This window comes from uncultured Pseudoteredinibacter sp. (genome assembly GCF_947500695.1).
In the GTDB taxonomy this organism is placed as follows: domain Bacteria; phylum Pseudomonadota; class Gammaproteobacteria; order Pseudomonadales; family Cellvibrionaceae; genus Pseudoteredinibacter.
Genome location: NZ_CANMSS010000002.1, coordinates 328,785 through 349,433 on the forward strand (window position 1 = coordinate 328,785; position 20,649 = coordinate 349,433).

A 20,649-nucleotide genomic window follows, 5' to 3' on the forward strand; every position below is an offset into this window, starting at 1 on the left:
GACAAGAAATTGTCATAAAGTTGCAACAAAACCTTTATTTAATAATGCCTTCTTAACAGACCCTAGGGCATTACCTTTGTGTAAGGCCCCGCCGTTGATAGAGGGGCTACCATGCCTAATAAAACCATCTTGATCGTCGATGACGAGAAAGCCATTCGCGATATGCTCCGTATCGCCCTAGAGATGGCCGACTACCAGTGCCTGGAAGCCGCAGATGCCCAAGAGGCACACAGCTTAATCATCGACGAGAAACCCGATTTAGTACTGTTAGATTGGATGATGCCCGGCACCAGTGGCATTGAGCTTGCTCGCCGCCTCAAACGCGATGAGGTAACAGCCCGCACCCCAATCATTATGTTGACCGCCAAAGGCGAGGAAGATAATAAAATACAAGGCCTCGAAATCGGTGCTGACGACTATATCACTAAGCCTTTTTCACCCCGCGAGCTGGTTGCACGATTAAAAGCTGTTTTGCGTCGCACCGACAATCACCAAGATGCTGAGCCAATTGTGGTTGGCGACTTGTGCCTAGATCCAATTAGCCACCGAGTCACTATCGGCGATTCTCCTGTACAAATGGGCCCGACAGAATATCGCTTGTTAGAGTTCTTTTTGACCCACCAAGAGCGCGTGTACACCCGTAGCCAATTACTGGACCATGTTTGGGGCGGTAACGTTTATGTGGAAGAGCGAACTGTCGACGTGCATATCCGCCGTCTGCGCAAAGCGCTAACACTGGACGATCACGACCGCTTCATCCAAACTGTGCGAGGAACCGGTTACCGATTCTCTACCAAGGTGACGGCGGTCAATTAAGACCCCGTCTTCTTGTCGTAACATCGAGCCTGTTACACTTTAGGCTACTAACTCCCATCACCTAGGGCGGATACTTTATTGCACCAGGGCTTAGGCGCTGAACTCAAGCGCATTGCATTCTTTACTCTGATTTGCCTCTTTTTTGGCTGGCTGAACGGCTATATCAGCTGGACGCTGATTATTGGCGGCGGCCTATATATGGGCTGGGTGCTATTACAAATCCGTCAGCTCTATTTATGGGTAACCTCTAAGCGCCGCGAGCCACCCCCTGATACCGTCGGTATATGGGGCGAAATTTTCGATAATATTTATCGCATGCAAAAGCGCCATGAAAAAGAACGCCGCCGCCTGCAAGGTATGATTCGACGTGGGCAACAAACTACTGCTGCTCTGCGTGATGCTGTGGTGCTACTGGACGCCAATGGCTGCCTAAATTGGTGGAACCAAGCTGCCGAAACTTTGCTGGGTTTACAACCTATCGACCAAGGGCACCCACTGGTTAATTTTATTCGCCACCCAGACTTTATTGCATACTTTGATGCCTGCGAGTATGAAGACCCGCTAGATTTGCCATCTCCGCGCAATGAATCAAAACAACTACAGTACCAAATCAATCGTTTTGGTAAAGGCGAGCGTTTAGTGGTTGTCCGTGATGTAACTCGCGTGCACCGATTGGAACAGGTTCGTAAGGATTTTGTGGCCAATGTCTCTCATGAGTTGCGCACACCGCTAACGGTATTGCGCGGCTATATCGAAACCTTAAGCATGGCGCCCGACTTAAACCCAGTAATGGAACGCGCCTTTGGGCAAATGCAACAGCAGAGCGATCGCATGAATCTGCTGATCAACGATTTGCTGACGCTCTCTAACTTAGAAACCGAAGACAATGAGCGTAATCAAAAGCCAGTGGCATTGAAACCGCTACTGGATATGATAGCCGCCGACGCTACTGCACTAAGTGACGGCCAACATCATATTACTGTGAAATGTAAGAGTGATATTGCCTTGCTCGCCAATGAAAAGGAAGTGCACAGCGCTTTTTCAAACCTTGCTTTTAATGCCGTTAAATACTCCAGCCCCGACACCGAAATCAAGCTCAGCATCAGTGTTGACGAATCAGCCATTACTTTTTCTGTGAAAGATCAAGGCGATGGTATCGACCCCATTCATATACCGCGCCTAACCGAAAGATTTTATCGTGTAGATAATGGCAGCCGCAACTCAGATGCAGGCGGAACTGGCCTAGGGCTCGCCATCGTTAAACATATTTTGTTACGCCACGATGCGCATTTAAGTATCGTAAGCAAACCGGGTAAGGGAAGTACATTTAGCTGTATATTCCCAAGAGATCGTCTACAAATATTAGACAAGGACAAGCAAGAAGAACCTGCTGAGCAACTGACATAAGCAAGCGGTCTGGCCCAATAGTAATTGGGCTTGCCAAGCACTCCTGAGCCGTTATGATGTGAGGCCAATTAGAAAAAGTGCCTTATAATGCTTGTCGAATTTATTCCCTCTATTGACGCTATCGATCGAGATAGCTGGCAAAGCATTTGGGCAAGTGATTACCCCTTTATTCAGTATGAGTTTTTGCAATCGCTAGAGCAAAGCCAGTGTGTAAGCAAAGACAGCGGCTGGATTCCCCATCATTTCTTATTGTGGTCTGAAGACCGGGAAGACGATAAAGGCGAGTTATTAGCCGCCATGCCCCTCTATATAAAAAACCACTCTTATGGGGAGTACGTTTTCGATTGGGCTTGGGCTGATGCTTATCATCGGTATGGCGTTGAATACTATCCCAAGCTGCTAAATGCCATCCCTTTTACTCCAGCTACCGGGCCACGCTATGCTTTGGCTGAAGGCCTAGATGAAGCTCTTTTTTGTCAAATCATGCTGCAACAGTTACAGCAAGAGTGCCAAAGGCTTGAAGCTTCTAGCTTTCACAGCCTATTCCCAAGCTCTCATCAGCTAAACTGCCTAACAACTGATCACCAACTACTGCAACGCGATGCCGTACAGTTTCATTGGATAAATGAAGACTATAAGAACTTTGATGATTTTCTTGCCAGCTTTAAATCACGCAAGAGAAAGAGTTTAAAGAGTGAGCGACGAAAAGTGGATCAACAAGGTGTAAAAATTCAGTGCGTAGAAGGTGCAGATATAAGCGCCGATCAATGGCAGCAATTTTACCACTGCTACCATTTAACCTATTTAAAACGCAGTGGTAGACAGGGTTACTTAAATCACGACTTTTTTAAACGCTTAGCAACAAACTGCGCAAACTCCATCATGATGGCGCAAGCTCATTACGATGGACAGATGGTCGCCGCCGCATTATATTTTAAAGATTCAGAAACCTTGTATGGGCGTTATTGGGGTTGCTTAGATGATTTCGATGCATTGCACTTTGAGGCCTGCTACTACCAAGGTATCGAGTATGCTATTGAAAACAGACTAAAACGTTTTGATCCAGGTGCTCAAGGTGAACATAAAATTCAACGCGGCTTTAAACCCAGCTATGTTCATTCAGCTCACTGGATTGCATCTGAGGAGTTTCGCCCTGCAATTGAGGATTTTCTTAAGCAAGAAAGTGAGCATATAGAACTCTACAAAGAAGACGCCGAAAGCTATCTACCATTTAAATCAGAAGATTAAGCTTTAGATTTTTTCTACACGATGTAGCAACAGCTTCAGTAGTGACCTCTGCTGCTCAGCAGCTAGAAATTCAACTTCTTGCTCTATCAGCTTTTCACCGTTTTTATTATGAACGTTTAGCATTTTTGATCGATCTTTAAAGGCAGTTTCCTCACGCCTACTGATATCGCACTGGCCGATATCAGACAATTCAATGCGCCAGTGAATTGCTCCATCTTGCCTCATGCTCAAGGTCTTTTGATTAACGCGAATTGATTTTTTGGGGCTCAGTTTTGGTGCAAAATAGTAAGCTAATCCAGAGATGAAAGCTAAAATAGCTATTAGCGACAGTGCTTTGACAAAGCCCCCTTCTTGAAAGGTTTCTACAATCTGGGGAAGGGCCCAAACACTGACCGAACCCAGAGAAAGAATCACCATCATATAGGCTGTAGATTGGCGAGCCCCAATAAACTCCTGGACATCCTTATTCATAGTTTTAATGTTATTCCATTTCAGCATTCAACATCAGCTGAAAATTATTATTTAGAACCGCCTCAATGGCAAGTATGAAATTTTTAGAGGCGCGCAACTAACTAGGCCAAGAAGCTAATCCCCAAAAGCCAAAAGAACTATGCAAAGTAAGAGAGGGTGAAGCAATTTGCGTATCATGAAAGGTGGACACCCTAATTGGGCGTCCAGTCTCTGGAAGAATTCAAACAGAGCTTTTGATGAGAGTGGGCTAGGCAGGACGTAAAATTAAACGCCCAATCATCGCCTCACACTCTGCTTGATTCATATATTCTGGTACTGGATAGGTACCGTGGGATTCCTCCAATGCCGCTGTCGCTAACTCAGGAATATCGGCGGCTTGAATTTGTTCAAAGCCCACAGGAATCCCTATTTCTTCATTCATTGCTTTAATATGATCAATAAACTTCTGGCTGAGCGCTGCATCACCTTCATAGTGCTCACCTAAGCCGGTGTGAATAGCTAACTCTGCTAAGCGGTGGGAAGCAGCATCTTTGGAGAAGTTAAGCACTTCAGGAAGCACAACGGCATTTGCAAGACCATGAGGTATACCGTATTTCCCACCCAGCTGGTGAGCAATACCATGGACATAACCCACCATTGCCTTGGTGAAAGCCAAACCAGCGTAGTAAGAAGCAAGCGCCATAGCTTCACGTGCTTTAACATCGCTTCCTTCAGCAACAGCCTTTGGCAAGTTGTCGAAAATCAATTTGATCGCGCTTTTGGCCAATGCATCGGTTTCTTCATTAGCCCACTCGCCAATATAAGATTCAATAGCGTGGGTTAGGGCGTCCATACCGGTGGCCGCCGTAACGGCTGGCGGCAAGCCCAACATCAGTGAAGGATCCAAGGCGGCGACTTTCGGAATAACTCGGGTATCGCCGATGAGATCCTTTTTGTGAGTCTCAGGATCTGAAATAACCGCAGCGATAGTCACCTCCGAGCCAGTACCGGCTGTGGTCGGAACAGCAAATAAAGGCAAACCATCTTGTTTGGCCTTTTTAAAGCCTGCCAACTCGCGTGGAGGAATACTGGTATTCGTGGCCGCCAAAGCAATCACTTTCGCAGCATCGATTGATGAACCACCACCGACACCGATCACGCCATCGCACTGCTCACCATTGAGTAGGGTGAGGCCTTCTTCGACGACCGTCCACACGGGATCTGGGGTCACACCTTGGTACACAACACTTTCCACACCTGCATCGCTCAAGGCTCTTTGTAATGGATCTATCAAACCCAACTCACACAACATAGCATCAGTTACGATAAGAACTTTGCGCACGTCAAATTGATCAACGGCTTCACAAAGCTTTAAGGAAGATCCTTCACCAACATAGGTAATAGGCTTGGGTTGAGCGATAAGAGAAACAGCGAGTTTACGAACAGCAAGTTTTAACTTTGCAGCAAAAGGCATGGCAGTCTCCGGTAGCTGTCAGCCACGAGTGTGTGGCGATAGGCTTATTTTCTATTGTTATTATGGCAATCCATATGGCCTCAGTTTATGACAAGCAGAGAGGAATTCCGAGATGAAGATCAGAAAAATGGCCACATTTGTCTTATTGGCAAAATTGCACCGTTTTTAGTCAAAAAAGCCGACCTAGGCGCTCACATTGATGCCAGCCCACTTCGAGCAAGCCGTTTCACACAACGGCGCCAGCTCGGAGAGGGCGACGTAGTAATCAAAATAGGAATTTTGATTACTACAGTAGGTAAAAAGAAAAAAAGGACCTAGAAGGCCCAAGTAACGGTGATGCCTACCGCTCTACAGAACTTCTACTTCAATGTATTTAAGCTGGCCGTTAAAAGGAATTTTGGCCTTAGGATGATCGGATACCGATACCGCCCACTCCTTCAAGATACTGGCACCTTCATGGGACAGGCGCCCACTAATAGTATTGGGAATCCGGCCCTCGGCGAGCACCTTGCCTGCTTGGACAATTTTGACTATTGCTTGGTCTTTATCTTGCTGACGAAACTGCAACTCAAACTTTGACACGCTCTTATCAAGAGAACTGGATGAAACAAATCGGCTTTGCTTGCCAAAACTGGCAATATTGTCAAAGTAGTTGTATTCGAAAACAAGCTTCCCTTTATCCATGTATAAAATGAAACCAGAGTCTCGATTGCCGTAGGTAAACAACAAACCATCTGCTGCATTTGCCCCGGACTCAATATCTATTCGAATATCAAACGATTTTCCAACAATTTGTGGGGCCGACTTTTCAACCACATAGCTTGTTTCAGGGTAAAAACGATACGTCTTGCTTTTGTTATTGGGGGCGAACAATTGTTTAGCAGTGCGCAGCACTTTAAGTGCCTTGGGATTGAGCATGCCATCGGCATTGACTTTTTCTGCCTCTGTCTCCCAAATACCCTTCAGTTTATTCAGCTTATCGGGAAACTGTTTCGATAAATCTTTAGCTTGCGCAATATCCTCTTTTAGATTGAACAGCTGCCATTGGCTTTTCTCAGTTCCTTCACCTTGTTGATGACGAAAAACAGCTGACCAACCATCGGCATAAATACCTCGATGAAAACCCATGCGATAAAACTGTGTCTCACGTTGGTCCTCTGCCGAAGGCTTTTCTAGGCTGTAACGCATTGATATACCATCAAATGGAAGCTGTCTGCGACCATCAAATTGATCTGGAATTTTAATATCCAAGTAATCCATTACGGTCGGAAATATATCGCTAATAAAATGGTATTGATGACGGACACTGTTGGCTTCAAGCTTCCGCGCTTGTGATTTTACTGGTTTAACAATTAACGGAACATTCACACCACCACTATAAGTATCCTGTTTGAAATATCGAAACGGCGTATTACTGCTAGCCGCCCAACCCAATGGATAGTTACTCGCAGTACGCGGGCCACCTATTTCTTCAATACGCGAAGAGATATCGCTGACTGTTTCTATATTGCCGCTGTAGTGGCTGCTATGATTGATATTTCCATTAACATCTCCTTCTTGGCTGGCTCCATTATCTGATAACAAAACCACTAAGGTGTTATCGTATTGCTGCAGTCGCTTCAGCTGCTCAAAGAAGCGACCAAGCTCAACATCCGTTTCTTCGAGAAATGCAGCATAGACTTCCTGTAGCCGCGCATAAACTTTTTTCTGTTCAGCAGTCAAAGTAGACCAGTTCTTAACGCGCTTATCTTTTTCTGGTAGCGTGATGGACTTAGGCAATAAGCCCATATCTTGTTGCCGCTGTAAACGTTGCAGAATTTCTTCATCCCAACCGTGATCGAATGCCCCACGGTACTTTTCCAAATACGGCTTAGAGGCTTGGTGAGGCGCATGCATGCCCGGAGTAGCGATATACATAAAGAAAGGTCGCTCCGGCGAATAGCTCACATGGTTGTGCAACATTTTAATCGCCTTATCCATAAGATCTCGAGTAAGAATATAATCCTCGTCAAACTCTCTTTCTACAAAATGGTTGTCCTCAAATAACTCTGGTTTAAATTGATCAGTTGAACCCGCAAGAAAACCGTAAAACCGTTGAAACCCCTTACCCGATGGCCAATGTGTAAATGGACCAGATGGCTTCATATCAGAGGGGGGTAGTAAATGCCACTTACCAACTCCGTATGTGCCATAGTTATTTTCAGCAAGCAACTCAGCCATGGTTACGGCATTTTCACTGATACGACCACGAAACGCGGGATAACGCTCACCGAAATCAAAGCGCGAAACTAAGCCCATGCCTACTCGATGAGGATCCCTGCCTGTCAACAACGCAGCCCGGCTTGGTGAGCAGGTTGGAGTAGCATGGAAGTTGCTATAGCGCACACCATCGTTGGCTAAAGCATCTATGCTGTCTGTTTTAATATCAGATCCAAAACTTGCCAGATCCGAATAACCCAAATCATCCAAAATAACTACAACAACATTTTTCGGCTTTTCTTTTTCAAATAGAGCCATACTGTGTTGACTTCCAAGAAGCGCTATCAAACTTAGCACAGTGCAAATAATAGATTTCAATCTCATCAGTCTTGTGCCTCACCTTTAATCTGCTGGCTTATGGAATTTAGTTTTTCACTAAGCATTTGCTTGAGCTTTTGCTTTTTTAGCTCTCCCAAACTGTTCTCTATTTGCTCCCAACGAAAAAATGGGATATTAACCTCATAGCGACTTGGCTTCTCACCACCAGCCTCGACGATTCCATATTTATCGATAGAGTAGGCAAAGGGCATCAGAGTTTTAAATATGGGGTACATAACCCAAAGGCGATTGACACCGATATTGTTGGCTTCTTTGGGGTCGACCACTGTGTTGTATATTTCTGGCGCCCATAATTGATCTATTTTTTGCTCACCTGGCGCGGTTCCTTCGCCTTGAAAGTACACTTTGAACTGACGCCATTTCACGGCTCTAAGATCTTCGCCGGAAAATAGAATTACACTATCTCGACCTGATGATTCACGCTTGCCGAGGAAGAACTCACTCATTTCTATTCCATCGATTACACGATCACCTGGCACATGTTTTGAAGCACCCGCTAATTTTGCAAGACTCGGAAACAAATCAACCATAGAAACCATTTCATTGCTGCTGAGACCCGCTTCGATTTTTCCGGGCCAACGCATGATCAATGGCGTTCTCACCGAACCTTCATGAACTGTACCTAGATAGCCGCGAAAGGGGCCGGTATCACCTATCCAAGGATATTCAGCACGATCAGGGCCATTGTCACTGGCATAGATAACAATCGTGTCTTCACGTAAACCCGCCGATTCAATCGCCGCTAAAACCTGACCAACGCGATGATCATGCTCAGCTAGAACATCTGCGTACCGTCCATGACCGGTTTTGCCCTGGAAATCAGGGTGCGGTATTGAAGGATGGTGTGGTATAGACCAAGGTAGATAGAGGAAAAACGGTTTGTCTTTTTTAGCTTGATGAATAAATTCTACGGCCCTTTGAGCAATTTTTTCATCAATCAGTGGCCTCATGTCGCGGTCATAAACTTCGCCAGCATGAGCGCCATCGCGGTCGTTTCCCTGCCAGAGTCTAGCGGGCTTCAAACCGCTATGCTCATAACCCACATGATTGGGAAAATCAGAGATACCAGTGCTAAATGGAAAACCCCACCACTGCTGGAACCCCTGCGCTGTCGGTAAACGCTCTTGGTCGTAACCCAAGTGCCACTTACCAAACATTGCCGTTTGATAGTCCGATTCGCGCAACACCTCGGCAATAGTGACCTCCCAAGGCGACAAGCCTTGAGGCAAACCCGGTACAGGAACGGCACGCGTGGTGCCAGAGCGTATTGGCATACGCCCCGTCATTAAAGCCGAACGTGATGGCGTGCACTCAGCCTCCACCATAAAATTGGTGAAGCGAAAGCCATCTTGCGCCAATTGATCTAGCTGTGGTGTGGCTGCGCCGCGTTGGGCGCCACCACCGTAACTGCCCAAATCTCCAAAGCCGAGATTGTCACTCAACATTAAAACAATATTGGGCTGCTTGTCTGCCTGAGCACAGACCGACAAGACACACGCTAAAACTAAAACGAAATTTCGTAAGTACATCTCTAGCGCCCTTTAGAAGTGATATTTGAAACTAAGTCCTAAAGTGCGGCCGTCGATGGCATCAACCCGTTGATAACCTGTCGCTAAACCAGCACGCGCTCTAAATTGAGGTTGAATATTATTGATTGCATTTTTATCAAATAGATTTTTAGCAAAAACAGCGACATCCCAGCCATTGTCGTTGCTGCGAAGGCCAATATGCCAATCAGCTGTTGAATAGGAAGCTAATTCTCCTCCCACAGCGTCCACTTCTGTTCGGCTGCCAACAAAGCGTAATAACCACTGCTGATACAACTCAAAGGAGCCAAAATCTTGCTGATTAAACAAAGCAAGATTCGCACTGAGTTTTGGCTGAATACCTAGCTCTAAACCAGAGACATCACAATAGTTTGCAATTTGCCCATTCGGTATTGCCGAACCATTGTTACAAGGTAGATTTACTCCATCTTTAAATTCAGCTTCGGTAAAACTCAGTCCACCATTAAGCTGCCAGTTGTCGGCCAATAGGGCCTGCCACTCTATTTCTATACCCTTTACTAAAGCATCACCCGTCGTTGTTATACCACTGGATCTTGGTCGAGTGGCAAGCCCTCTATCATTTACAGCAATTCTGGAGAGGCGAGTAATATAATTATCGAAATCTTGATAGAACACTGCGGTATTGAGGTTCAACCGACCATCCAACAATTTAAACTTCATGCCTAGCTCATAGGCAATGCTATCCTCACTTTCATAAGTGGCCAGATCAGCTAAGCTCACCGACGTTACCGTTACACCACCGGGGCGAAAGCTCTTAGAAATACTAAAATAACTTACCGTATCAGGCTCATCCATTCGATAGCTAAGACTCCAATTACCTGTAACGGCCTCTTCGCTGCGATTGCGTACCTCTTGAGCTAGCAGCGGCCTTAGCAGCATGCCATTAGCAAGATAAATATCCGAGGCATTAAATCGCTCTGCACGCTGCCAGCGGATACCGGCTTCGGTGTTCCAATTATCACCAAACTGATAACTATGATGAGTGAATATACCGATATCTTCTGCGCCTAAGGGAGATAGTATTGAGCCTTGATTTGGCCCTTGAGGCCCTAAGTATTGATAACGATCGAATTGTCCATTTTCCTCACCATAGTAAATACCCAATATGTATTGCCAATCATCGCTATCACTAGAGCTGATTCGAAACTCATGTGAATTTGCAAAACCTGCGTCCACAAAGCGGGTGGGCGAAGCAAATCCCGCTATTACATTTGGATTGCTATTACCCTGGCTGTTATCAAAATTTTCACTGGAATGAAGCTCTGAATATCCTGATACCCAATCAAGTTGATGATTACCAAAGTCCCAATTTACTCGCAGCGTAGCCACCTCAAATCGGCCTTGATAAATATCTGGCGCAACCTGAATACCTAAATTATCCTGGCTTTCAATAACTGGAAGCGCAATGGCTTGCTGCGGTAAGCTGCTGCTACCTTGAACCCTTGTCACACGATCCAGGTTACTTTCTTGGTATTGGTAACTTAGATCAACACGTATATCTTCACTGGCCTGCCACGCCATAGAGAGACGCCCAGCCCGACTTTGGCTGTCGCTAACATTGCCATCTAGCAGATTTCTCGTTTCCTGCAGCTCATTGTCATCGTAGACCGCTGCTAGTCTTAGCGCTAACTTACCCTCGATTAGCGGGGTATTAATCGCTAGCTGAGTATTACTGGCCGCGTTTTCAGCAAAGCTATTGCGCACATAGCCTTCAAAGTTATCCAGCTGAGCTTTCGCGGTATTCAGCTTTAAAGCTCCTGCTGGAGATGAACGACCCTGCAATGTACCTTGGGCACCACGTACAATTTCAATACTGCTTAAATCAAACAGTTGCTGAAAAATGGCACCACTGCTGTTGCTGCCTAGCGTGGTGTCATTCCAATAAACGTCCACTGCCTGAGCGGCAGCAGAGTTCGGGTTGTATTCGACACCACGCAGAGCAATAGACCCAGAACGCCCATCTACACTGCGAGTATCTAGACCTGGGGCAAGCTGCTCCAAAGATTCAAAGCTTAAGATATTGAAATCTTCTAATGCCTCACTGCTAATGGCATTCACAGTTGCTGGAATATCTTGGATAGCTTGATCGCGCTTTTGCGCTGTCACTATGACTTCTTCCAGAACGGCTTGACTACTTTGCGAATCGGATTGCCCATATACATTAACCGCCAAAGGCAAGCTAACGGCTAATAATCGAAGAGGAAAGGGTAGCTGCTGCAACATGGATGTGGCCCTATGCTTGTTATTATTAATTAATGGCCAAAATCTTAGTTTTACTCATAATAAAGAGCGTCCGAACCTATTGGTTCGGATAAATTTACGATCAAAATAGTTTTATAAAGACATTTATCAAGCCAATTCAGCCAGAAAACTGCTTACGATACTGGCTAGGCGTCATATCCATCGACCGCTTAAATGCATCATAAAATGAGGATTTCGATTTAAATCCGACTTCCATTGCAATATCGACGATGGCTAAGTGGCTTAGAGATGAATCCTGTAAGCAGCTTTTCGCTTTCTCTACGCGATAGCTGTTTACAAAGGTGAAAAAGTTCTGGCCCAGCTGACCATTGAGCACCTGCGATACCTGATGAGCACTAAGGTCAGCCTCCTTTGCAAGTTCTGCCAGTGTCAGCTCACTATCCAAGTAAAGCTCCTTTTCTTCCATAACATGCATTAGTCGATGTTTAAATTGCTCAGCATCTTGTTGGCTAATCTTGGAACGTTGATATTTGGGTTCGGTATTGGCTGAAGTGCTGTCTTCTGCAGCCAATACTTGTGCTGGAGTAGGCAATAGCGCCTGCCTGCTGGCCCTTGCAGCAAGAACCCGCTGTACCAAACTGGGCTGGTACATCGCAGAGATCGCCATTGCATAAATCAGCAAAACCAAGAACAAAAAAGGATAGCCCTGTGTCGCAATATCACTTTCAAATATCAACCTTGGCAAGCGATTAAAACTTAGCATTACGATAAGGTATACCATCCCGACTAGGCTCAAGGTACGCAACCACTTAAGGTTCATACTCTCCAGAGATGAAAAGTGGCCTTGCATCAGCTGCTCATGTTGCCTTGTTTGTTGGAATACCAGATAACAATAAAAGCCAAAATGAAAAATGAACAAATGGGCATTGAGTCGATATTTAAACCAGAGCTGCCAGAATGGTGATAAGAACTCACTGACTCGCCCCTCCATTTCTAACTCACCTCTAAAGTACCAAAGGTAGTCAACTAACAGCTGTTGCTGTTGGGGCTCATAGAAATAGTACTCAACGCTTGCCACACACAAGAGTAGATAAGGTAAAAAGTGTAAGCCATGCGATTTGGAGAGATTATTGCCTGTTAAGGCAGCTGAATATAAAAACAGTAAAGGCCCCCAACAAAAAGGGAGATTGGCTATTAACAGTGTCCACCAGTGCAAGTCGTTTAGATAATCGGCCGAAACTTGCAGCTGCTGCAATAAACGCAGCCCCATCGCAAAAAGCAGCGCCGCCATAAAACGATTAGCCAGTTTAGCGCCACTTGGCGATACCAGTAGCAAAACAGCCATAATGCCGCCTTGCAAAGCCCCGAAGCCTAAAAACAAATGATAGATGTTCAACTCAAACTCCACTGACTACATTGGCAAAGTCAATTTCAAAGCGCTAGCCGCCAGTACTTATTTTGCCCCTAAAAAGCCGCTTTAGCGTGCGCCCCAATTGGCTCGGACCCCTCTACTTGCGTTCTATCTTATGCTTAGTGAAAAAATTACATATCCAACACTAGCAATAAGCTTGCGAGTATCAACATAAGGTAGGCCTATGCCAAGACGTAAAACATTGCTGTTCAGTACGGCGGCCATTTTAGTGGTATTTATCCTATTTCATAAGCCCATGCGCCTAGTAGCCTATTCACTATTCACTGGCAACGCAAAGTTTACCATCTACGCTGAGCCGAAGCTCAGCAGCTGGCGACCTATGGCACCTCGCCTCTATTCAAAAAATCCACACCCATTAGCGAGACCTTTTCGTTTTGGCAGGGCCTTGCATAGTGACTTACATGGTTCGGATGAAGTTATGGGAGTTACCGCGCCCAGCTTCGAGCTTGCTTGGCATGCTGAAGAAAATCTCTTTGTTAGCGAAGGGCCTGTCTTCGATAAGCAAGGTAATATCTATTTTTCACCTATCTTCCCAGTGGATAACAGCTTAATTGTTTCTCTAGAGCCTGAGCATGGACATAGACGCTGGGCGATCACCCACCCAAGCGCTGCAGCTGGTGCCGGTACACCACTAGTACTGGAGGACCCAGAAACAGGGGAAGATATTATTTATCTAGGTAGCTACGATACGGCTATGGCCATCGATACAAACGGTAGCATCATTTGGCAAAGTGCTAGCGGCTTACCCGCCATCCAAAATGGCAACTACCTTAGCAAACACCACAGCTTTGGTATCAACTACCATATTCACAGTGACAGCCTGATCACCAGCATTGGAGACGGGCACCTCTATATCGTCGATCGCAAAACCGGTAGTCCACTCTTAAAGAAACCATTTATGCTGCCAGGGGCACCAACCGGCCTAAGCAATTTCACTGTACCAAAGCGTGTTTTAGATAGAGCAAATGCGGATATTGCCCACATGGTGCCAAGTTCAGGCATAAATGGTAACAATGATGCTATTAGCGCAGTGCTTCATGGTGCCGCCGGAGAATTGCAAAAAGTCAGCAACTTTTTTTCTATTGATAGCAATAGCGGAAGAATCTGGTTGGCGGCCACGATAGCTGATGAAGAAGATGGCGAAGTTGATGGCTTCTCAGATTATGCAGCCCTCTATGGCATTGACTTGGTTCGCAATGGAGCTGTCGCTGAGCTTCGTATAGCAAGCATCACTAAAGTTCCTGGTGGAACCGCATCTACTCCTGCTATCAGCGCTGATGGCCAACGAATTTATATTGCCGATGCATACGACACAGTCTATGCAATACATGCCCAAAGTGGCGATATCATTTGGCAATACAAAGTTGGTGATAAAGTCACAGGCTCAATTGATGTAGCCGTCGACAACGGTGAAATTTACGCCAATACTCGCACCGACATATTTCAGTTAATAGACCAAGGCGACCGTGCCACATTAGGTTGGAAAGCAAAACTTGATATGTATCAGGGCGGATTTTTACAGGATAACTTCAAAGGCTTGGGGGCAGAAATAACCGCAAACGGAGTTGCCTTTACTGGCGCTGTCGGTGTGATTCATGGCAAGCAAAAGTTTCCTATGCGCTTAGGTGCCGGATTGCTCGATAGACAAACTGGAAAAATTCGATACTTCGCCGATGGTGCAGAGGATTCTGTTTCATCTACAGTTACGGCTCCGGATGGTAGCATTTACGTTGGCAACTCGCCCCTTCGCAGAGTATTGGGGCGGGCAATATTGGGCGATCAACACAGCCCGGCGAAGCCTAGAGGTGGTATCAGCCGCTTTAAGCCCAATAGTTATTTATCAGTAATAAAAGAGGCACTATGGGCCATTCAGCTACGACTAGAAAATGCTGCACAATGGCAGGCGAAAGCTCCAGGCTCAATTCGAGATGAACGGCATCAGGTAGAAGCATTATTTGAACAATGTCGACATGTCGCTCCAAAAGCTATAGCCGCCGGAGAAATATCGCCGGAGGCCTGGCAGCTTATAGAGCAGACTTTTCAAACCCACATTGCCTCAACTGACGATAATTTAACTAAACAAGCAGAGTTCGCAAAGCGGCTGTTGAGTCGTATTACTGAAGGAAAGGAATAATGTTTCGCACACTATTTATCGCCTGTTCACTTGTGATCGTTCTATTAGCAATATCGGCAGTCCAGCTTTCTAAGCCTCTTAATTATGGTATGGAAGCTGAAATATTTAAAAGCCAAGACAATAAAGAAATTTCAGCTACTTCAATTAAAAACACAGACGAACAAGCGCGCCCCAACATTGTTGTAATTCTGGCCGATGATCTAGGTTATGGCGATATAGGTTTACACGGCAGCAAGGCTATTAAAACGCCCAACATTGATCAACTCGCGGTAGAAGGCGCTAACTTCAGTCAAGCCTATTCAAGCGCGGCCATTTGCTCACCTTCGAGAGCAGGATTACTCAGCGGCCGCTATCCTTTGCGCAGCGGTATTATTCACCCCATTCAAGCTGCCGGCGACAGCTTTGCCCGCAAAGCCTCTTATAAAGCAGCGGTTGCCTTTAGTAACCTTGCCGCCATCGATATGATTGGTGGCGGCAATGCAGTAAAAGGGCTCCCAGCCGACGAGATCACTATTGCAGAGCTACTGAAAAGCGCTGGATATCGAACCGCGGTTTTTGGTAAATGGCACTTAGGTGACTTTACTGCTTGGCCAGAGTATCACCCGCATAAACATGGCTTTGATCATTTTGTGGGTTTTAATATGTCCAACGATGACTGGCCAGTTGCTTTTTACCGCAATAAAGAAAAAATGATCGGCGATATTGGTTTAGATCAAGCTCACTACACCAAGCTTTTTACTGAGGAGGCCATCAAGTTTATTCAGCAAGAAAGCCAAGAGCCTTTTTTTATTTTCCTCTCCCAGAAGGATCCGCATCAACCGTTTTTCCCTTCTGAAAACTTTGCAGGCAAGTCATTGGGCGGGCCCTATGGAGACGCTGTTGAGGAGTTTGACTGGAGTGTAGGCGCTGTACTTGAGGCCTTAAAAAAGCAAGGTATCGACAAAAATACTCTGATATTAGTCACCTCAGATAATGGACCATGGTATGAAGGCTCCGCTGGTTCCTTAAGAGGGCGAAAAGGGCAAAGCTATGAAGGCGGGTTCAAAGTTCCACTACTGGCCCGCTGGCCAAATCAGATACCTGCTGGTACAAAAATTGATGTTTCCGTGATGAATATCGACTTCTTGCCTAGCTTTGCTGCAGCAGCCGGAGTTTCTTTACCTCAAGATCGGATCATCGATGGAAAGAGCTTTTTACCCTTGTTTAAAGAGCCGAGCAAAAGCCATGAGGAATTTTCTCAGAGACCTCTGTATTTTTTTCATGATTATGATGTAGAAGCGATTCGCCTAGGTGACTGGAAGCTTATTGCAAATAACAGCCATTATGTCTGGCCCAATCCACTGGATAAGAATGACAGCCTAATAGGTGGCCTAGCTGGTTCTAGAGATTATAAGCCGGCCAATAGTTCTACAAGTGTTGCCACTTTGGGCACATGGCCACTCCTTTATAATCTCCAGACAGACCCCGGCGAAGCCTACAACTTAGCAAAAAGCCTACCGGAGAAGAAAGAGTTTTTGCATTCAAAGCTCGATCAATGGAAAACCGAGTTTTATAGAAATCCAAGAGGCTGGATACAAAATAGTGAAGATAAAAACTAAGCCAACAAAGCTGTTTCGTTCACAGCTCTAAATCTTAATGTTTTCCGCTCAGAGCCTAGAGTAGCTCTGAGCGGCTACTAATTATCGCTTTTGCCAAATCAACAGCTGATTGTTAGCTGGCATTTTATGATCTTTCAAAAGATCGAATCCTGACTTATTGGCCAACTCAGCTACCGCTTCAAAATCTCGAATGCCTCGATGTGCTTCTTGGGCCTTTAGCCAGTGGTCAAAGCGCTCGTTACTTTCACTGGTGTAATCGCCGCCATATTTAAAGGGGCCATAAATTGCTAGCCGTGATCCTTCTTGCATTGACTCCATACCAGCCAAGAAACTCTGTACCGTTTCCCAGGGCATAATATGGCAGGTATTCGCACTGTATAAGCCATCAAAGTTACTAACAAGGTCTGGGTTGGGCCAATGCTTTGCGATATCCAATTCGAGAGGGCGGAGTACGTTAGCGGCTTGTTCGTCATTAATCCAACGATTGATGCCCTTAGCATTTTCAGATAAGTCGCTAGTTTGCCATTGCAAGTGCGCCATACGGGGAGCCATGTAAACAGCATGCTGCCCCGTACCACTGCCGATCTCTAAGATGCTGGTTTTATCTGAAAACACATCTTTTAATATGTTAAAAATAGGCTCTTGATTGTTCTCGCAAGCTTGGGAAAAAGGTTTGTCATTATTAAGTTCAGCCATGGCTAGAGTACCTTTGGGTAATTCTACTAAGCAGTCAAAATTAGTTTAATTGGCCAAGCGGGAAAAGGAAATAAAGCTAAAGTGTTTAATACAATAATTTACACTTACAGAGTAGGTAAGGAGGGTAGGTGCAAGGCCATTCAGAACCCTTGCACCCAAACAAAGAATATCTTACTCGGCGTGATCCCGAGTAAAAACCCATTGTTTATCAGTCGATAGCTCTTTATTAAAACTATAACCTTCACTATCAAACTTCTTAATGTCATTAATATCGGTAATACGATTCTTAATCACATAGGCTGCCATTAGCCCTCGTGCCTTTTTGGCATAAAAACTAATCATTTTATACTGGCCGTTTTTAAGGTCCTTAAAAGCCGGCGTCATGATAGTGGCATTTAACAACTTAGGTTTCACTGACTTAAAGTATTCATTGGATGCCAAATTCAACACCACATCACTTTTTACTTTTTTCAGTTGAGCATTCAATGCGTCGGTAATGATTTCCCCCCAAAATTCATAGAGGTTTTTACCACGCTGATTTTCGAATTTGGTTCCCATTTCTAAACGATAAGGCTGCATTAAATCCAGCGGACGTAATAAACCATATAGGCCAGACAAAATTCGTAAGTGTTTTTGAGCGAATTTGAAATCATCAGCCTTAAAGCTCGGCGCATCTAAACCTGTATACACATCACCGTTAAAGGCCAGAACCGCCTGTTTGGCATTATCCGTAGTAAAAGGTTGGCCCCATTGTTGATTGCGATCGTAGTTTAAGGTGCCCAATTTATCGCTAATGCTCATTAGCTCAGAAAGCTGGTGAGGTGCCAATTCACGTAGATCTTCCATCAGGATCTCTGCCTGATCTAGAAAATCAGACTCGGTAAACTGCTTGGTCTTAGCCGGCGTTTCATAATCCAGATTTTTAGCCGGTGATACTACCATTAACATACACAGTCCTCGTTTGATCTAATTAGCGGTCATTATCCAGTTTAGGCGACCACATGAACAATTAAATAAGCTAATGATGTCGATTGCTAAAGCTTAGCTTTGCAATGACATCCCAGCTCTTAGTTTTCATCCAAAATTGGCTGCCACCAATTTAGTGGTGTCTCACCATCTTGCGGATCGTAAACATTGCCATATAGCCATACACTGTTTTGGCCATCGACGTATTTATTGATTAAAGCTTCAATGGCTTTAAAACCACAACTCACATGGATGCTAAACACCAGCATACGCTCGGTTTCTGTATCAAGCTCACCACCTAGCTTTTCCAATTCAGGTGCCAAGGCTTCTGCAATGGGTGATATGTCAGCTCGACTTAAAACGCGAATACAGAGGTTTCCACTGCGCTCTAGCAATTCGAAATCCTGACTACCAGGACGTAGTTTAATCTTGTCGCCACTGGCTATTCCCTTTACAAAAGCAGGGGATTTTACCAACTGGCAGCTATCGTCTTCTTCACTTACCTTAACCGGCATGCGTTCGATAACCGCTTGGCCATTTGCATCTAAACCGGCAAAAAGCTCTATTACTTGCAGGGCTTGCATGATCTTCTTTCTCTCAAACTTGTGGAGCTGGCTGTAGAGTAGGCTATATGGCCCCTTTATCTGACCTTCCAATTAAGTAAGGGTTAAGGCTCTACCGCTTAATGTCAGCCTATCAGGCTGCTAGAATGAGCGGCATTATACCTGAATCAAGCTCTTGGAGGTGTCACGGTGAATAAAGGATTTGCGAAGCTACTGGGCGTATTAGCCCTAGCGACTGCGGTAGTCGGCTGCAGCACTAACCCGGTAACAGGAAAAAGCCAACTCAATTTAATGTCGACCTCCCAAGAGATTTCCTTGGGTCAAAAACAATATGGGCCATCGCAACAAAGCCAAGGCGGAGCCTATGAAGTCGATCCAGAGCTAAGCCGTTATGTAAACTCAGTGGGGCAGAAGCTCGCCAAACTAAGCGATCGCCCCAATCTGCCCTATGAATTTGTCGTGCTCAATAATGATGTGCCCAATGCCTGGGCCTTACCAGGTGGCAAAATAGCCTTTAACCGTGGGCTACTTATCCATTTAGAAGACGAGGCCCAACTAGCCGCCGTATTGGGACATGAAATCGTTCACGCTGCGGCCAGCCACAGTGCCCAGCAAATGAGCCAACGGCAGTTGATGGGTATTGGAGCCCAGTTCGCAGCGGCAGCTGCCAGCCAGAGCCGCTATCGCGGTTTAATACACCAGGGTATTGGGCTGGGTTCACAGGCTTTTCAAGCAAGTTATGGCCGCGGCCAAGAACTTGAAGCCGATGCCTATGGCATGGAGTATATGGTAACAGCTGGTTATGACCCGCAAGGTGCTGTTGAACTACAAGAAACCTTTGTCAAACTTTCCAAGGGCCGCCAGAGCAACTGGTTAAATAATTTGTTCGCCAGCCACCCACCTTCCGAGGAGCGTGTTGCAGCTAATCGGGAGCGAGCACGGCAAATGCCACCAGGAACCCGTAATAAAGCCGCTTTTGATAGAGCTATGCGACAATTACGTAAGGACGCAGCTGCCTATAAACTGCATCAAGATGCTTTGGCGGCTGCCAATCAAAAGCAGCTCGACAAAGCACTGAGCCTTACCGAACAAGCGATTCGCAAACAGCCGAAGGAAGCCTTGTTCTGGGATACCAAAGGCAAGCTATTACTCAATCAAAAACGCAGCAAGTCAGCGCTAAATGCCTTTAGCCGAGCAATCGATATAAACCCGAACTACTTCGGGCCTTATGTGGGGCGCGGAATTGTAAATAAAAACCTAGGCAATGAAGCCCAAGCAAAAATCGATTTTGAAACCAGCCTAAGCATGCTGCCAACACAGTACGCGACTTTTCATCTGGGTGAGTTGGAGCTGAAGCAGGGCAATAGCCGAAAGGCCTATGAATATTATCAGTTTGCAGCCGCATCCGGTGGAGAGTTGGGGCAGAAAGCGCAGCAAAGAATGCAGCAGATATATCCTCAATCTAATCAAGCCCCAAGAAGATAGGACTAGAAGTAA

16 protein-coding genes are annotated in these 20,649 nt (G+C 45.6%); 7 read left to right on the plus strand and 9 right to left on the minus strand.

Features of this window, described 5'->3' with window-relative positions:
• The first annotated feature begins 111 nt into the window (after positions 1 to 111).
• The 3 genes from phoB to Q1A08_RS05180 all read left to right on the plus strand — a co-directional run bounded on the left by phoB (position 112) and on the right by Q1A08_RS05180 (position 3,471).
• The gene (gene phoB / locus Q1A08_RS05170) at positions 112 to 816 is read left to right on the plus strand and encodes a phosphate regulon transcriptional regulator PhoB (RefSeq protein ID WP_299770492.1); all 705 of its coding nucleotides are present in this window, start codon (positions 112 to 114) and stop codon (positions 814 to 816) included.
• Positions 817 to 894: 78 nt separating this feature from the next.
• Entirely contained in the window at positions 895 to 2,223 is a 1,329-nt protein-coding gene (gene phoR / locus Q1A08_RS05175) for a phosphate regulon sensor histidine kinase PhoR (RefSeq protein WP_299770494.1), read from the plus strand.
• Positions 2,224 to 2,310: 87 nt separating this feature from the next.
• On the plus strand, positions 2,311 to 3,471 hold the full coding sequence (locus Q1A08_RS05180) for a GNAT family N-acetyltransferase (protein WP_299770497.1): 1,161 nt from the start codon (positions 2,311 to 2,313) through the stop codon (positions 3,469 to 3,471).
• Between the two features lie 3 nt (positions 3,472 to 3,474).
• Here Q1A08_RS05180 and Q1A08_RS05185 read toward each other — a convergent pair whose 3' ends face one another.
• Together Q1A08_RS05185 and Q1A08_RS05190 are read right to left on the minus strand one after the other, a co-directional pair.
• Positions 3,475 to 3,942, minus strand: a complete 468-nt coding sequence (locus Q1A08_RS05185; protein WP_299770499.1) for a hypothetical protein — start codon at positions 3,940 to 3,942, stop codon at positions 3,475 to 3,477.
• Positions 3,943 to 4,189: 247 nt separating this feature from the next.
• Positions 4,190 to 5,395 carry an iron-containing alcohol dehydrogenase gene (locus Q1A08_RS05190; protein WP_299770501.1) on the minus strand — a complete coding sequence of 402 codons (1,206 nt, stop codon included), beginning with the start codon at positions 5,393 to 5,395 and terminating at the stop codon, positions 4,190 to 4,192.
• Positions 5,396 to 5,482: 87 nt separating this feature from the next.
• Between Q1A08_RS05190 and Q1A08_RS05195 the strand changes: the two genes are divergently transcribed.
• A complete protein-coding gene (locus Q1A08_RS05195; RefSeq protein ID WP_299770503.1) occupies positions 5,483 to 5,713 on the plus strand; it encodes a hypothetical protein in 231 nt (76 codons plus the stop codon).
• A gap of 30 nt (positions 5,714 to 5,743) precedes the next feature.
• Here Q1A08_RS05195 and Q1A08_RS05200 read toward each other — a convergent pair whose 3' ends face one another.
• The 4 genes from Q1A08_RS05200 to Q1A08_RS05215 all read right to left on the minus strand — a co-directional run bounded on the left by Q1A08_RS05200 (position 5,744) and on the right by Q1A08_RS05215 (position 13,159).
• Positions 5,744 to 7,912, minus strand: coding sequence for an arylsulfatase (locus Q1A08_RS05200; RefSeq protein WP_299770505.1), 2,169 nt, complete (start codon positions 7,910 to 7,912; stop codon positions 5,744 to 5,746).
• A gap of 65 nt (positions 7,913 to 7,977) precedes the next feature.
• The gene (locus Q1A08_RS05205) at positions 7,978 to 9,522 is read right to left on the minus strand and encodes an arylsulfatase (protein ID WP_299770506.1); all 1,545 of its coding nucleotides are present in this window, start codon (positions 9,520 to 9,522) and stop codon (positions 7,978 to 7,980) included.
• A 12-nt stretch (positions 9,523 to 9,534) separates the two neighbouring features.
• Positions 9,535 to 11,784, minus strand: coding sequence for a TonB-dependent receptor (locus Q1A08_RS05210; RefSeq protein WP_299770508.1), 2,250 nt, complete (start codon positions 11,782 to 11,784; stop codon positions 9,535 to 9,537).
• Between the two features lie 136 nt (positions 11,785 to 11,920).
• Positions 11,921 to 13,159 (minus strand): helix-turn-helix transcriptional regulator, encoded by a 1,239-nt coding sequence (locus tag Q1A08_RS05215; RefSeq protein WP_299770510.1) that lies wholly within the window; start codon positions 13,157 to 13,159, stop codon positions 11,921 to 11,923.
• A gap of 199 nt (positions 13,160 to 13,358) precedes the next feature.
• Here Q1A08_RS05215 and Q1A08_RS05220 point away from each other — a divergent pair, with 199 nt between their 5' ends.
• Both Q1A08_RS05220 and Q1A08_RS05225 read left to right on the plus strand, forming a co-directional pair.
• Positions 13,359 to 15,329, plus strand: a complete 1,971-nt coding sequence (locus Q1A08_RS05220) for a PQQ-binding-like beta-propeller repeat protein (RefSeq protein WP_299770513.1) — start codon at positions 13,359 to 13,361, stop codon at positions 15,327 to 15,329.
• Positions 15,329 to 16,927 carry a sulfatase gene (locus Q1A08_RS05225; protein ID WP_299770515.1) on the plus strand — a complete coding sequence of 533 codons (1,599 nt, stop codon included), beginning with the start codon at positions 15,329 to 15,331 and terminating at the stop codon, positions 16,925 to 16,927. The genes Q1A08_RS05220 and Q1A08_RS05225 overlap by 1 nt, the downstream gene beginning before the upstream one ends.
• A gap of 81 nt (positions 16,928 to 17,008) precedes the next feature.
• Here Q1A08_RS05225 and Q1A08_RS05230 read toward each other — a convergent pair whose 3' ends face one another.
• The 3 genes from Q1A08_RS05230 to Q1A08_RS05240 all read right to left on the minus strand — a co-directional run bounded on the left by Q1A08_RS05230 (position 17,009) and on the right by Q1A08_RS05240 (position 19,173).
• Positions 17,009 to 17,623 (minus strand): DUF938 domain-containing protein, encoded by a 615-nt coding sequence (locus Q1A08_RS05230; RefSeq protein WP_299770517.1) that lies wholly within the window; start codon positions 17,621 to 17,623, stop codon positions 17,009 to 17,011.
• A gap of 171 nt (positions 17,624 to 17,794) precedes the next feature.
• Positions 17,795 to 18,571: a peroxide stress protein YaaA gene (yaaA, locus tag Q1A08_RS05235; protein WP_299770519.1), complete on the minus strand. Its 777-nt coding sequence runs from the start codon at positions 18,569 to 18,571 to the stop codon at positions 17,795 to 17,797.
• A 119-nt stretch (positions 18,572 to 18,690) separates the two neighbouring features.
• Positions 18,691 to 19,173 (minus strand): DUF4265 domain-containing protein, encoded by a 483-nt coding sequence (locus Q1A08_RS05240; RefSeq protein WP_299770521.1) that lies wholly within the window; start codon positions 19,171 to 19,173, stop codon positions 18,691 to 18,693.
• Between the two features lie 168 nt (positions 19,174 to 19,341).
• Here Q1A08_RS05240 and Q1A08_RS05245 point away from each other — a divergent pair, with 168 nt between their 5' ends.
• Positions 19,342 to 20,637 carry a M48 family metalloprotease gene (locus Q1A08_RS05245; RefSeq protein WP_299770523.1) on the plus strand — a complete coding sequence of 432 codons (1,296 nt, stop codon included), beginning with the start codon at positions 19,342 to 19,344 and terminating at the stop codon, positions 20,635 to 20,637.
• Positions 20,638 to 20,649 lie beyond the last annotated feature (12 nt).

What these genes read in the sequence shown, in the direction of transcription:
- phoB (WP_299770492.1), top strand. Translation starts at nt 112, where the DNA reads ATGCCTAATAAAACCATCTTGATCGTCGATGACGAGAAAGCCATTCGC.
- Q1A08_RS05195 (WP_299770503.1), top strand. Translation starts at nt 5,483, where the DNA reads ATGACAAGCAGAGAGGAATTCCGAGATGAAGATCAGAAAAATGGCCAC.
- Q1A08_RS05190 (WP_299770501.1), bottom strand. Translation starts at nt 5,395, where the DNA reads ATGCCTTTTGCTGCAAAGTTAAAACTTGCTGTTCGTAAACTCGCTGTT.
- Q1A08_RS05220 (WP_299770513.1), top strand. Translation starts at nt 13,359, where the DNA reads ATGCCAAGACGTAAAACATTGCTGTTCAGTACGGCGGCCATTTTAGTG.
- Q1A08_RS05230 (WP_299770517.1), bottom strand. Translation starts at nt 17,623, where the DNA reads ATGGCTGAACTTAATAATGACAAACCTTTTTCCCAAGCTTGCGAGAAC.
- Q1A08_RS05205 (WP_299770506.1), bottom strand. Translation starts at nt 9,522, where the DNA reads ATGTACTTACGAAATTTCGTTTTAGTTTTAGCGTGTGTCTTGTCGGTC.
- Q1A08_RS05210 (WP_299770508.1), bottom strand. Translation starts at nt 11,784, where the DNA reads ATGTTGCAGCAGCTACCCTTTCCTCTTCGATTATTAGCCGTTAGCTTG.
- Q1A08_RS05225 (WP_299770515.1), top strand. Translation starts at nt 15,329, where the DNA reads ATGTTTCGCACACTATTTATCGCCTGTTCACTTGTGATCGTTCTATTA.
- Q1A08_RS05200 (WP_299770505.1), bottom strand. Translation starts at nt 7,912, where the DNA reads ATGGCTCTATTTGAAAAAGAAAAGCCGAAAAATGTTGTTGTAGTTATT.
- Q1A08_RS05185 (WP_299770499.1), bottom strand. Translation starts at nt 3,942, where the DNA reads ATGAATAAGGATGTCCAGGAGTTTATTGGGGCTCGCCAATCTACAGCC.
- yaaA (WP_299770519.1), bottom strand. Translation starts at nt 18,571, where the DNA reads ATGTTAATGGTAGTATCACCGGCTAAAAATCTGGATTATGAAACGCCG.
- Q1A08_RS05180 (WP_299770497.1), top strand. Translation starts at nt 2,311, where the DNA reads ATGCTTGTCGAATTTATTCCCTCTATTGACGCTATCGATCGAGATAGC.
- Q1A08_RS05240 (WP_299770521.1), bottom strand. Translation starts at nt 19,173, where the DNA reads ATGCAAGCCCTGCAAGTAATAGAGCTTTTTGCCGGTTTAGATGCAAAT.